Source organism: Jatrophihabitans sp., assembly GCF_036388195.1.
Lineage (GTDB): Bacteria > Actinomycetota > Actinomycetes > Mycobacteriales > Jatrophihabitantaceae > Jatrophihabitans_A.
This window is the reverse complement of record NZ_DASVSG010000051.1, coordinates 23,926-36,313: the sequence shown is the minus strand read 5'-3', so window position 1 is coordinate 36,313 and position 12,388 is coordinate 23,926. Positions and strand designations below refer to the sequence as shown.

Genomic DNA, 12,388 nt, shown 5'->3' with positions numbered 1-12,388 from the left:
GGTGTCAGGCGTCCGGGTTGTAGGGGCCGATGTCGACGCCGCGCGCCTTGAGCCACGGCGCCGGGTCGATGAAGGGGCCGGTCGGGCTGCCGTGCGCGACCGAGAAGTGCAGGTGCGGCCCGGTGGACCGGCCGTTGGCTCCGATGTCGGCGATGTGCTGGCCGGCCCGGACGTGCTGCCCGACCCGCACGTAGTACCGGTACATGTGGCCGTAGATGCTGTAGTCGCCGTTGGCATGCCGAATCGCCACCCACAGCCCGTAGCCGCCTGCGGGGCCTGCCTCTACCACCACGCCGTCACCGACCGCCACGATCGGTGAGCCGAGCGGGCCGGCGAGGTCGATGCCGTCGTGCATCACGCCCCATCGCATGCAGAAGCAGGACGACTGGCCTCCGGCGCTCGGCCGTACCCAGCGGCTGCTGGCCACCTTGGCGGCCGGCTTGACCACCGTCGCCGAGCGGGCCGGCACCTTCGACGCCGGGCCGGCCACGGCGCCGGTCAGCGGCGCGGTGCGGCTCTGGCGGGACACCCGGCCGTCGGCAGCAGCCAGCCGGGCCGAGGCGCTGGCCGTCGTGGCGTCGGCGGCGGCGCGCTCGACAGGGTCGACGACCGAGGCCGGCGGCCTGGTGGCGCGGAGGGCGTGGTGGGCGTGGTGGGCGGCCAGGCCATCGACGCCGACCTTGACGCTGGCGGCCTGGGCGGCCTGGGCGGCCTGGGTGGCCGGAGCGGCCTGCGGGTCGGTCAGCAGATGCGGGAGGGTGGCGCTGCTCCACACGGCCAGCACGGCCACCGCGGCCGGCACTGCTGGGGATCGGCGCCACAGCGGCGCCCGGTCCGGCTGCGGAGTAGCCGCTGGCGCCGCGGCCCGGTGCTGCGCGCCGCGACGGTACGTGCTCCGCAGTTGCGGCGCGGCATCGCGCAGCGTGCTCCGGGAGTGCGGCGCGGCATGCCTGGGCTCGATGTGGTGCACCGGCGCGGTCTGGTGCTGCGGCCTCGGGTGCTGGGGCGTCTGGTGCTGCGGCGTCGGACGGTGCAGCGCGGGACGGGCCAGCGGGCCGCCGAGAACGACCCGGGGACCGGTTGGCTGCCGTCCGCCGGACAGCTGGCGCGAACCCGACGGCCGGGCATGGCGAGGACCGGTACGAACAGCAGGAGCCGGTCCAAGGTTCGCCGGTCCAAGGTTTGCCGGTCCAAGGTTCGCCGGTCCAAGGTTCGCCGGTCCAAGGTTTGCCGGTTCAGGGGTTGCCAGCGGGGCCACGGTGGGCGCGCTATGACGTCCCACGCAGTTCCTCCGTACGGTTCGATCAGTGTTTTCCGGGAATCTCGCGCAAGACGTCCCGGCACGATCGAAGTGGCGAGCAGTTCGATCTTGATGTTAAGGGGGCGCGAGATCCGACCGTAACGTACTGGTTCTCTACTCAGCAACTTCCGGTCGGGACGGGCGTGCCGTCGGCTGGCTGATCCGCCAGCCGGTCCCTCTCGGTGGTCAGCGCGGCGACGATCGCGTGCGCCACCGTGCTGTTCACCAGCAGTGACAGGTGCCCTACACCGTGTACCCGCAGCGACGTGACGGACAGGTCCGGGTGCTCCAGCCGGGCGCTGCTGTAGGGCACCACCACCTCGTCCCGGTCGGAGTAGATGGCCACGAACCGGGTGTCGCAGCGGGCCGGGCCGGCCAGCTCGCGCATCAGCTCGGAGTTCGGCCGCAGCTGCCGCCCGACCAGCAGCGGCGCCACCCGCGCCAGCTGGCTGCCCGCGTGCGGCGAGCCGAGGGTCACCAGGGTGCTCACCCTGGCGTCGCCGGCCAGGCGCTGCACGTAGTACCGGGCGATGATGCCGCCGAGCGAGTGGCCCACCAGGAAGACCTGCTCGTAGCCGGACAGCTGGCAGACCCGCTCCACGTGCCCGGCCAGCGCGGCGGCCGCCTTGCGCACGTCCGAGGTCAGCGGCGAGTAGTTGACGGTGACGATCCTGCTGAACCCGCGCCGGCGCAGGGTGCGTCGCAGGACGGTGAAGGCCGAGCGGTTGTCGCCGATGCCGTGCACCAGCACCACCGGCCGTCCGGCGGCGGCGATGTCGGCCAGGATCAGCCCACGGGTCAGCGGCGACAGCGTGTCGGTCCGGTAGCGGGAGTCCTCCAGAACCCCCTGCTCGGCCAGCAGCCCGACCGGGTAGGTCAGGGCGTGCGCGGCCAGCCAGGCCAGCTCCTGGCCAGCGGCCAGCGCTCCGGTGACCAGCGCCGCCGGGGTCCGCCGGAGCACGCCGGGACCCAGCGACACCCAACCTCGGACGGACATCGGCACAATCCTCTGCAAGGCACCCTGCGCTCTTCGCTGTTAACCACTCTTACACACCGATCCGGCTGTTGCGATCTTCATACGGCAAGCGTGGCGCAGGTGGCCGGTGGTGGGCATACCCTGCCGTAAGGGTTGGTCCCGCGGTGCACGATGGCGTGAGCGAATGGGCGCGGACGAGAGCGGAGCAGAAGATGGGTGAGCGGATCCGGGTGGTCGTGGCCAAGCCCGGCCTGGACGGGCACGACCGTGGCGCCAAGGTGGTGGCCCGGGCGCTGCGTGACGCCGGCATGGAGGTCATCTACACCGGCCTGCACCAGACGCCGGAGCAGATCGTGGAGACCGTGATCCAGGAGGATGCCGACTGCGTCGGGCTGTCGATCCTCTCCGGCGCCCATATGACGCTGTTCCGGCGGCTGACCGAGCTGCTGGCCCAGCGGGAGGTCACCGACGTCGTGGTGTTCGGCGGCGGCATCATCCCCGACGCCGACCTCCCCGAGCTGCACCGGCTGGGGGTGGCGAAGGTGTTCACCCCGGGCGCGACCATGGAGGAGATCGTCGACTGGGTCCGCACCAACGTCGGCGCCGCCGTCCAGTAGCCGTCGAGCAGTAGTCGGCGGGCCGGGTAGTCAGCGGGGCCGGGGTAGTCGGCGGGCCGGGTAGTCGGCGGGCCGGGGTAGTCGGCGGGCCGGGTAGTCGGGCAGGCCGGGTAGTCGGCGAGATCACGTCGGCATGGTTGGAGAGCGTCCTCGGCGACCGACTAGCCTGGCTGGGGCGCCGCCAGTGGCCTGCACGTCGATGAGGACGGGAGATCTCGTGGATCTGTTCGAGTACCAGGCGAAGCAGCTGTTCGCCGCGCACGGTGTTCCGGTCGGCCTGGGTGAGACCGCCGACACTCCCGAGCAGGCCCGCGCGGCCGCCGAGCGGATCGGCGGCGTGGTGGTCGTCAAGGCCCAGGTCAAGACCGGTGGCCGGGGCAAGGCCGGCGGCGTGAAGCTGGCCAAGACGCCCGCCGAGGCCGAGGCAGCGGCCGAAGCCATCCTGGGCATGGACATCAAGGGCCACACGGTGCGCCGGGTGCTGGTCGATCCGGGCGCCCAGATCGAGGCCGAGTACTACTTCTCCTTCCTGCTCGACCGGTCCAACCGCACCTTCCTGGCGATGGCCTCGGCCGAGGGTGGCATGGAGATCGAGGAGCTGGCCGTGGAGCGCCCCGAGGCGCTGGCCAAGGTGCCGATCGACGCGATGACCGGGGTGGACCAGGCGTTGGCCACCGAGATCCTGACCCAGGCGAACTTCCCGGCCGAGGTGATCGACAGCACCGCCGAGACGGTGGTGAAGCTCTGGCAGACCTTCGTGGAGCAGGACGCCACCCTGGTGGAGATCAACCCGCTGGCCCGGTTGGCCAGTGGTGAGGTGGTCGCGCTCGACGGCAAGGTGTCCCTGGACGACAACGCCGACTTCCGGCAGGCCGGCAACGCCGACCTCGAGGACGTCGCAGCCGCCGATCCGCTGGAGGCCAAGGCCAAGGCCAAGCACCTCAACTACGTCAAGCTCGACGGCGAGGTCGGCATCATCGGCAACGGCGCGGGCCTGGTCATGTCGACCCTGGACGTCGTCGCCTACGCCGGCAGGAAGCACGGCGGGGTGAAGCCCGCGAACTTCCTCGACATCGGTGGCGGCGCGTCGGCCGAGGTGATGGCCAACGGCCTGGAGATCATCCTCGGCGACGAGGCGGTCCGGTCGGTATTCGTCAACGTCTTCGGCGGCATCACCTCCTGCGACGCGGTGGCCAACGGCATCGTGGCCGCGCTGGGCATGCTGGGCAGCTCGGCGAGCAAGCCGCTGGTGGTCCGGCTGGACGGCAACAACGTCGAGGAGGGACGCCGGATCCTGACCGAGGCCGGGCACCCGCTGGTCACACTGGCCGACACCATGGACGACGGCGCGGACAAGGCCGCCGAGCTCGCGCACAGCGCGAAGTAGGGACTCACACGATGGCAATCTTTCTGAACGAGAAGTCCAAGGTCATCGTCCAGGGCATGACCGGCTCGGAGGGCATGAAGCACACCCGCCGGATGCTGGCCTCGGGCACCGACATCGTCGGCGGGGTCAATCCGCGCAAGGCCGGTTCCACCGTGGACGTGGACGGCGCCGATGTGCCGGTGTTCGGCTCGGTCGCCGACGCGATGGCCAAGACGGGCGCCGACGTCTCGGTTCTGTTCGTGCCGCCGGCCTTTACCAAGAGCGCCATCGTCGAGGCCATCGACGCCGGCATCGGGCTGTGCGTGGTGATCACCGAGGGCGTGCCGGTGCACGACTCCACGGCGGCGTGGGCCTACAACGTCAGCAAGGGCCAGCAGACCCGGATCATCGGCCCGAACTGCCCCGGGCTGATCAGCCCCGGCAAGTCCAACGCCGGCATCATCCCGGCCAACATCACCGGTCCCGGCCGGATCGGGCTGGTCTCCAAGTCCGGCACCCTGACCTATCAGATGATGTTCGAGCTGCGGGACATCGGCTTCTCCTCGGCGGTCGGCATCGGCGGCGACCCGGTGATCGGCACCACCCACATCGACTGCCTGCAGGCATTCCAGGACGACCCGGACACCGAGGCCATCGTGATGATCGGCGAGATCGGTGGGGACGCCGAGGAGCGGGCGGCCGCCTACATCTCCGACCACATCACCAAGCCGGTGGTGGGCTACGTCGCCGGCTTCACCGCGCCCGAGGGCAAGACCATGGGGCACGCGGGCGCCATCGTGTCGGGCTCGTCGGGCACCGCCCAGGCCAAGAAGGAGGCCCTGGAGGCAGCCGGCGTCCGGGTCGGGAAGACCCCCAGCGAGACCGCGCGGCTGATGCGGGAACTGCTCGGCTCCTAGCCGCTGCTGTGCCTGCCCGGATGTCGTGTCCGGGTCTGCTGGGTGTGGGGTGCGGCGCTGCGCACGCGGTGAAGCGCTGTGTCGGCTCGGCGTCGGTCTGTGGGCGGCTCGGCGTTTTGCCTGTGCGCCGATGGCGCTGGGTATAGCTTGAGCCCGGTCGTGGACCAGCTATGAGCCCACATAGATCGGGGAGACCGACGATGACAGAAGAGCCTCGGCAACCTGGCAGCGGTAGCGAGCCGGCTGGTTTCGGACAGCAGCCTGGTTACGGACAGCAGCCGGGTTACGGACAGCAGCCGGGTGGTGAGCAGCCCGGTTACGGCCAGCCGCCGATGAGCGACTCGACCTACACGCCGCCAAGCTACGGCCAGATGCCCGGCGAACCGGGTGTGGGCCAATCGGGTTTCGCACAGCCGGGGGTCGGGGTGCCTGCCGTGGGCCCGTCCGGTGGCGGCGGCCTCGGGGCGCTGCAGGGTTTCGACCCCAAGAGCGTCAACCCGCTGGACTGGGGGATCATCGCTGCCGGCCTGGTGGCCTTCATCTTCTCGACGTTCAACTTCTTCACCTACAAGATGCAGATCGGGACGTTCTCGAGCACGGCCTCGCTCAGCGCCTGGAATGGCGCGCTGGCACCGATCGCCATCCTGCTGGCGATCATCGCCGCGGTGCTGCTGGCAGCGCACGTGATCGCCAGGGTGCAGCTGCCGGTCCCGATCCGGCTGCTGGTGCTGGCCGCCTTCGCCCTGGCGTCGCTGCTGTTGCTGCTCGCGCTCTTCGTGGTGCCGGGCAACACCGCCGGCGTTGGCGCCGGCGTGTTCGGGTTCAAGATCGAGAAGGGCCACGGCATCGGCTACTGGGTCAGTTTGCTGGCCGTGCTGGCCGGCACCGCCATGGCCTTCAAGCGGTTCACCGACACCGGCGGGACGCTGCCGGCTCGCAGCTGATTCGGCTCGGCCGGTCGTCTGAAGACGGCCGCCCGTACCCCGGCGGCCCGTGGCGCTGACCCGCCACGGGCCGCCGCGCCATGTCATCGCCTAGATTCAGGCCATGAACTCCCTCGATCAGCTCGCTGCCGGAGCCCTGGTCCGCGCCAGGCCGTGGGACGTGGCGGGCGCCGCGCTCGGCGCTCCGATGGTGCTCTGGGGTTTTCTGGGATGGTTCGGCACCGTCGGCGACTCGGGCGGCGGCACGTCGGGGTTCTATTCCGGCGCTGGCGCGGCGGGGATCGCCCTGGTGCTGGCCGCCAGCGCGCTGGCCACCAACCAGGTTCTGGCCGGCCGGGCGCACCAGGCCGAGAGCCCGCCGGTGGCCGCCATGCTGGCCGGCGCCGCCGCCGTCATCGTGCTGGGCGGGATGATCGCCAAACCGGACAGCGCCACCGTCCAGGCGGGCTCGGTGGCGGGCCTGCTGACTGCGGCGATCCAGGCCATCGCGCTGGTGTTCGGCTGGCTGCGCGGCAGCAACAAGTCGGTGCGCGCCGAACGGGTGCGGGCGTTGCAGGCCCAGCAGGCAGCCGCGGACTACGTGGCCGCGGGGCAGACCTATCCCGGCTACGGCCAGCCGCCCTACCGGCAGCCCGGCTTCGGCCAGCCGGGTTTCGGGCAGCCCAGTTACGGTCAGCCGCCGTACGGGCAGCCTGGTTACGCACAGCCGGGTTTCGGGCAGCCCGGTTACGGACAGGCGCCGTACGGTCAGCCGCCGTACGGACAGCCCGGTTATGGACAGCTCGGTTACGGGCAGCCATCGTCTGGCCAGCCTGGCTTCGGCCGTCCCGGCTATGGCCCGCCCAGCTACGGCTCGGCCGGCTCCGGCCAGCGCCCCTACCCGCCACCCGGGTACGGCCAGCCGACGCAGTACGGCCAGCCGACGCAGTACGGCCAGCCCGCGTCCGGGCAGCCCGGCTGGCAACCGGCGGCCGGTCGATCCGAATGGGGGCAGCCGGTGGCGGGCCAACCGGCTCAGCCGGCGGGCCAACCGGCTCAGCCACCGTCCGGGCCGCCCAACCAACCCGGTCAGCCCAGTCAGCCGGCTCAGCCCAGCCAGCCCGGTCAGCCCTCCCCACCCCCTCCACCCGGGGAGCAAGACCAGTCCGGCCAATGGCCGCAGTCACCGCCCTAGCACATGGCAGACACATCGGCAGTCACGCGCTAGCCAGCGTGCGATAGTCGCCACCCCGGCGCGCCTGGTCCGACATCGGCGCCCGCTTTGCGAGCCTGGAAGCGTGAGTGCCACCGATCAGGAGTACCCACCCGGCTGGCTGACCCGGTTTCGCCAAGGGGTCATCGCCGGGGTGGGCCTGCTGCTGATCGCCCTGGGCTGCTGCGTCATCCCCACCTTCCTGGCCTGGCTGATGCCCGGCGCCGACACCACGCCGGCGCTTTCGGCGCTCAAGGCAGCGGCTCTGGTGCTGCTGGCCGGCGCGCACGGCGGGGTGGTGCTGGCCGGGACCGAGGTCACGCTGGCGCCGCTGCTGGTGACCGTCCTGCTCGGCTGGCTGGTGGCCGGGCACGCCCGGAAGCAGGACTCCTGGTCCGGTTTCGCCGGCCTGACGGTCGGCTACGGAGCGGCCTCGGCGGTCCTGGCCGGCTGGTCGCGGCTGGGCAGCACCCATGCGCCGGTGTTGCGCAGCACCCTGGCAGCGCTGCTGTTCGTGCTGGCCGTCGGCGCCAGCGCTCGCTCTGCCGAGCACCTCTGGGTCAGGCTGCCTGCCCGGTGGCAGCAGGTGTCCCGGGCGGCGGCCCTGGTGGTGGCCGGCTACCTGGCGGCGGGAGCGCTGCTGTCGGCCGGCATGCTGCTCGCGCACTTCTCCGACGCGGTGGCCCTGCAGCGGCAGCTGGCGCCGGGGGCGGCCGGGCTGCCGGTCGCGCTGCTGGGGATCGCGGCGACACCGAACGCGGCACTGGCCGGCGTCAGCTACCTGACCGGGCCCGGCTTCGACGTCGGCGCCCATACCTCGGTGTCGGCCTTCTCGGTCAGCTCCGGCCGGTTGCCGGTGTTCCCGTTGCTGGCCGGGCTGCCCGACCAGCGGCCGGCGGCGTGGATCGGATCCCTGGTGATCGTCGGCCTGGCCCTGCTGGCCGGCTGGGCGGTGCAGCGCACGCTGTCCGCAGCGCGGTCCTGGCAGCACCGGCTTGCCGACTGTGCCGCGGTCGCGGGGATCGCCGGCGCCACGCTGGCGGTGCTGACCGGGCTGGCTGCCGGCAGCCTCGGCCCGGGCGCGCTGCGCGGCATCGGAGCGGCGTGGTGGGCGGTGGGCCTTGCTGCCACGCTGCTGGTGCTGCCGGCAGCCGCGCTCTGGCTGGGGGTCGAGCTGGTGCGCGCCAGGTTCGCCGAGCAGCCCCGCCCCGGCCTGTACGCGCTGGCCTCCCAGCCGTCCCAGCCGTCCCAGCCGTTTGAGGAGGGCGAGGAACCCGACTCGGACGAGCCGGAACCGGTTGTCGAAGCCCCGGTCCGCTCGCGCACCGCCAGCTGACACCCCCGTCCGGCAGGACCGAGGCCGCCGGACGGCGCCAGTAGGGTAGGCGCGTGACCGTCCGGCTCGTCGTCCTCGCGTCCGGGTCGGGAAGCACCCTGCAGGCCGTCCTGGACGCCGCCGCCGACCCCGGTTTCGGAGGCCAGGTGGTGGCCGCCGGCACCGACCGGCCCGGTTGCCCCGCCATGGCCCGGGCGGCCGCGGCCGGGGTGCCGACCTTCGCGGCGCCGCTCACCGACTACGCCGACCGCGCGCAGTGGAACGCCGCGCTGGCCGAGCAGATCGCCGGGCACCGTCCGGACCTGGTGCTGCTGGCCGGGTTCATGAGAGTGCTGGACGCGGCCACCGTGAGCCGGTTCGAGATGATCAACACCCATCCGTCGCTGCTGCCGTCCTTCCCGGGTGGGCATGCCATCGCCGACGCGCTGGCGCACGGGGTCAAGGTCACCGGCGTCACCGTGCACCGGGTGGATGCCGGGGTCGACTCCGGGCCGATCCTGGCCCAGACGGCCGTCCCGGTGCTCGACGGCGACACCGTCGACACGCTGCGCGAGCGCATCCAGGCGGCGGAGAAGCCTTTGTTTCTCGACACGATCCGCCAGCTGTGCCTGCGATCCCGGCGGCCATGAGCACCGCGTCCATGAGCACCGCGTCCGTCAGCACCGCGTCCGTCAGCACCGCGTCCCCCGAGGAGATCTCGTCCATGACCCGAATTCCCGTCCGCCGCGCGCTGGTGAGCGTCTACGACAAGAGCGGGTTGGCCGAGCTGGCGAGGGGCCTGCACGAGTCCGGCGTCGAGATCGTCTCGACCGGATCGACCGCCGCCCTGATCGCCGAGCTGGACGTCCCGGTGACGCCGGTCGATTCGGTGACCGGCTTTCCCGAGATCCTCGGCGGCCGGGTGAAGACCCTGCACCCACACGTGCACGCCGGCCTGCTGGCCGACCAGGGCAATCCCGAGCACCTGTCGACGGTGCGAGAGCTGGGCATCGACACGTTCCAGCTGGTGGTGGTCAACCTCTACCCGTTCCGCGAGACGGTCGCCTCAGGCGCCTCGGAGTCCGAGATCATCGAGCAGATCGACATCGGCGGCCCGGCGATGGTGCGGGCCTCGGCGAAGAACCACGGCTCGGTGGCGGTGGTGGTCGATCCGGCCGGCTATCCCGACGTGCTGACCGCGGTCGCGGCCGGTGGGTTCGACCTGGCGGCCAGGCAACGGCTGGCCGGCCGGGCCTACGCGCACACCGCCGCCTACGACGCCGCGGTCGCCAACTGGTTCGGCGAGCGGAGCGTCCTGGCCGAGGCCGAGACCTCCAGCCCCGACGAGGCGCCGCAGGAGCCGTCCTGCTGGTCGCCCTATATAGGAGTCGCCCTCGAACGCGCCGAGGTGCTCCGCTACGGCGAGAACCCGCACCAGCGTGCGGCGCTCTACATCCAGCAGGGCGCCGAGCCGGGCATCGCGCAGGCCGAGCAGCTGCACGGCAAGGCGATGAGCTTCAACAACTACGTCGATGGCGACGCCGCGTACCGAGCGGCCTTCGACTTCTCCGAGCCGTGCGTGGCGATCATCAAGCATGCCAACCCGTGCGGCATCGCGCTCGGCTCCGACATCGCCGAGGCGCACGCGCGGGCGCACGCCTGTGACCCGGTGTCGGCATACGGAGGCGTGATCGCCAGCAACCGGCCGGTCACCCCCGCCCTGGCCGAGCAGGTCGCCGAGATCTTCACCGAGGTGATCCTGGCGCCGGCGTTCGAGCCGGCCGCGCTGGAGATCCTGATGGCGAAGAAGAACCTGCGAGTGCTGGTGATCCCGGGTCCGCGGTCCCGCGGACCGGAACCGCGGCCCATCTCCGGCGGGGTGCTGATGCAGGATGCCGACGCGCTGGACGCCCCCGGTGACGTGCCCGCGAACTGGACGCTGGCCTGCGGGACGGCGCTGGCGCCGGCCGAGCTGGCGGAGCTGGAGTTCGCCTGGCGCGCGGTGCGCACGGTCAAGTCCAACGCGATCCTGCTTGCCAGGAACCGGGCCACCGTGGGGGTCGGCATGGGCCAGGTCAACCGGGTGGACTCGGCGAGGTTGGCGGTGGCCCGGGCGGCCGAGCGCGCCGCGGGCAGCTACGCCGCCTCGGACGCCTTCTTCCCGTTCCCGGACGGCCTGCAGGTGCTCATCGACGCCGGGATCCGGGCGGTGGCGCAACCGGGCGGTTCGATCCGGGACGCCGAGGTGATCGCCGCGGCCGAGGCCGCCAGCCTCACCATGTACTTCACCGGCACCCGGCACTTCGCGCACTGATGGCGACCGAGCATCGCAGCGAGCGCCAGCGACCGAGCATCGCAGCGAGCGCCAGCGAGCCGGGAGCGGAAGGAGTGCGGCGATGAGCGCTCGCGCGAAGAGCCCCGAAGACCAGCCAGGCGCCGAGCTGCCAGGCTGGTTCGCCGAGGTGTTGGCCGGCGGGCCCGAGGTCGCGGACGAGGACTTCGTCGGCACCGACCTGCGGGAGCTGTCGCTGCGGCGGTTGCACTTCAGCCGCTGCCGATTCGACGAGGCGTCACTGGACGAGCTGAGCACCGAGGCGTGCAGCTTCACCGACTGCAGCTTCGACCGGGCCGAGCTCACCGGCTCGACGCACCTGCGCACCGCCTTCGTGGCGTGCTCGTTCAACCGGACCCGGTTCACCGGCGCGACCCTGACCGAGTGCAAGCTGACCGGCTCGGTCTTCGCCGACACCCCGCTGCGCTCGGTCACCGTCGCCGGCGGCGGGGACTGGAGCGCGGTGTCGCTGGGTGGCGCGGACCTGCGCGAGCTGGACTTCTCCGACGTGAAGCTGGTGGGGGCCAATGTCACCGGGGCGAAGCTGGATCGCTGCCTGTTCGCCGGGGCGAACCTGAGCGGGCTGCGCTGGGGGCAGGCCTCGCTGCGCGATGCCGACCTGCGCGGGGCGGTGATCGAGGGGCTCGATCCCAGGGTGGTCGACCTCACCGGCGCCCGGGTCGAGGTGGAGCAGGCGCTGGCCTTCGCCCAGTACCTGGGGCTCCGGATCGGCTGAGCACGGGCCGCCAGCCCGGCGGGCGCCTTCGTAGGCCGCGCCACCGCCGAGGAATTGGCTGCTGCAAGCCGTCCCTGTCGGATGCTGCAGACGCCTGCCCGGCCTGCGGGTCGAGGTATCCCTATTCGGCGAGTAACAGGCCACCGATAGTAGGAGAAACAACAGCGAATCAAATTGAGTGCGCCCCACACGGGGTGAATGCGCGTCCGGAAACCGAATCAAGATCAGTCCGGGAACCGGAAACAGGCCAGGCGTGATTCGACTTCAGTTCTTCTTCAGCGATCCTTCAAACCGCAGGTCAAGACTCCACCTATGGATCTCGCACCGGGCGGATCGCCAAATAAGGAGAAGGATGATGAGAACAGTTAAGCGAGTGGTCTCGGTATTCGCAGGCCCCACGAGCATCAGCGCAGGCACAGCGGTCACCGCACTCATGGACGGCTCGTATCCCTCACTCCGACCGCGGTAGCCAATTCCGGTCGCGGACCTTCGTTCCACCCTCGAAGCTCACTGCCTGGTCGGGTCAATGGGCAGGGTCGGCGCGTGCGGCGACAACGCTGCTATGAACTCCTTCTTCACCCTGCTCCAGAAGAACGTGCCGAACCGGAAACGATGGAAGACCCGCCACGAGCTACGGCTACGTAACAGCGAGACACCGCCCGCCGACTTGGCAGCGGTCGCCCACTAGGAACT

At 71.5% G+C, this 12,388-nt stretch carries 11 protein-coding genes and 1 pseudogene; 10 read left to right on the top strand and 2 right to left on the bottom strand.

Going from position 1 to position 12,388, the window contains the following annotated elements; genetic code table 11:
* Positions 1 to 4 precede the first annotated feature (4 nt).
* Together VF612_RS04880 and VF612_RS04875 are read right to left on the bottom strand one after the other, a co-directional pair.
* Positions 5 to 970: a M23 family metallopeptidase gene (locus VF612_RS04880; protein ID WP_408658725.1), complete on the bottom strand. Its 966-nt coding sequence runs from the start codon at positions 968 to 970 to the stop codon at positions 5 to 7.
* A gap of 448 nt (positions 971 to 1,418) precedes the next feature.
* Positions 1,419 to 2,297: an esterase/lipase family protein gene (locus VF612_RS04875; RefSeq protein WP_408658724.1), complete on the bottom strand. Its 879-nt coding sequence runs from the start codon at positions 2,295 to 2,297 to the stop codon at positions 1,419 to 1,421.
* Positions 2,298 to 2,488: 191 nt separating this feature from the next.
* Between VF612_RS04875 and VF612_RS04870 the strand changes: the two genes are divergently transcribed.
* The 10 genes and pseudogenes from VF612_RS04870 to VF612_RS04825 all read left to right on the top strand — a co-directional run.
* A complete protein-coding gene (locus VF612_RS04870) occupies positions 2,489 to 2,893 on the top strand; it encodes a cobalamin B12-binding domain-containing protein (RefSeq protein WP_408658723.1) in 405 nt (134 codons plus the stop codon).
* A gap of 217 nt (positions 2,894 to 3,110) precedes the next feature.
* Positions 3,111 to 4,280 (top strand): ADP-forming succinate--CoA ligase subunit beta, encoded by a 1,170-nt coding sequence (sucC, locus tag VF612_RS04865; protein ID WP_408658722.1) that lies wholly within the window; start codon positions 3,111 to 3,113, stop codon positions 4,278 to 4,280.
* An 11-nt stretch (positions 4,281 to 4,291) separates the two neighbouring features.
* Complete coding sequence (gene sucD, locus VF612_RS04860; RefSeq protein ID WP_408658721.1) at positions 4,292 to 5,176, top strand: succinate--CoA ligase subunit alpha; 885 nt, start codon at positions 4,292 to 4,294, stop codon at positions 5,174 to 5,176.
* A 332-nt stretch (positions 5,177 to 5,508) separates the two neighbouring features.
* Positions 5,509 to 6,120 (top strand): hypothetical protein, encoded by a 612-nt coding sequence (locus VF612_RS04855; RefSeq protein ID WP_408658720.1) that lies wholly within the window; start codon positions 5,509 to 5,511, stop codon positions 6,118 to 6,120.
* A gap of 103 nt (positions 6,121 to 6,223) precedes the next feature.
* Positions 6,224 to 7,294 carry a hypothetical protein gene (locus VF612_RS04850; RefSeq protein ID WP_408658719.1) on the top strand — a complete coding sequence of 357 codons (1,071 nt, stop codon included), beginning with the start codon at positions 6,224 to 6,226 and terminating at the stop codon, positions 7,292 to 7,294.
* Between the two features lie 103 nt (positions 7,295 to 7,397).
* A complete protein-coding gene (locus VF612_RS04845; RefSeq protein WP_408658718.1) occupies positions 7,398 to 8,648 on the top strand; it encodes a DUF6350 family protein in 1,251 nt (416 codons plus the stop codon).
* 53 nt (positions 8,649 to 8,701) lie between these two features.
* Entirely contained in the window at positions 8,702 to 9,277 is a 576-nt protein-coding gene (gene purN, locus VF612_RS04840; protein ID WP_408658717.1) for a phosphoribosylglycinamide formyltransferase, read from the top strand.
* 74 nt (positions 9,278 to 9,351) lie between these two features.
* Positions 9,352 to 10,941: a bifunctional phosphoribosylaminoimidazolecarboxamide formyltransferase/IMP cyclohydrolase gene (gene purH, locus VF612_RS04835; protein WP_408658742.1), complete on the top strand. Its 1,590-nt coding sequence runs from the start codon at positions 9,352 to 9,354 to the stop codon at positions 10,939 to 10,941.
* 82 nt (positions 10,942 to 11,023) lie between these two features.
* Positions 11,024 to 11,695, top strand: coding sequence for a pentapeptide repeat-containing protein (locus VF612_RS04830; RefSeq protein ID WP_408658716.1), 672 nt, complete (start codon positions 11,024 to 11,026; stop codon positions 11,693 to 11,695).
* A gap of 446 nt (positions 11,696 to 12,141) precedes the next feature.
* A pseudogene (locus tag VF612_RS04825) lies at positions 12,142 to 12,335 on the top strand (IS3 family transposase); the annotation flags it as partial.
* Positions 12,336 to 12,388: the final 53 nt, after the last annotated feature.

Bases quoted from the DNA above. Each gene is read 5' to 3' on its own strand.
- VF612_RS04875 (WP_408658724.1), bottom strand. From the start codon at position 2,297: ATGTCCGTCCGAGGTTGGGTGTCGCTGGGTCCCGGCGTGCTCCGGCGG.
- VF612_RS04870 (WP_408658723.1), top strand. From the start codon at position 2,489: ATGGGTGAGCGGATCCGGGTGGTCGTGGCCAAGCCCGGCCTGGACGGG.
- sucD (WP_408658721.1), top strand. From the start codon at position 4,292: ATGGCAATCTTTCTGAACGAGAAGTCCAAGGTCATCGTCCAGGGCATG.
- VF612_RS04855 (WP_408658720.1), top strand. From the start codon at position 5,509: ATGAGCGACTCGACCTACACGCCGCCAAGCTACGGCCAGATGCCCGGC.
- VF612_RS04850 (WP_408658719.1), top strand. From the start codon at position 6,224: ATGAACTCCCTCGATCAGCTCGCTGCCGGAGCCCTGGTCCGCGCCAGG.
- purH (WP_408658742.1), top strand. From the start codon at position 9,352: ATGACCCGAATTCCCGTCCGCCGCGCGCTGGTGAGCGTCTACGACAAG.
- VF612_RS04830 (WP_408658716.1), top strand. From the start codon at position 11,024: ATGAGCGCTCGCGCGAAGAGCCCCGAAGACCAGCCAGGCGCCGAGCTG.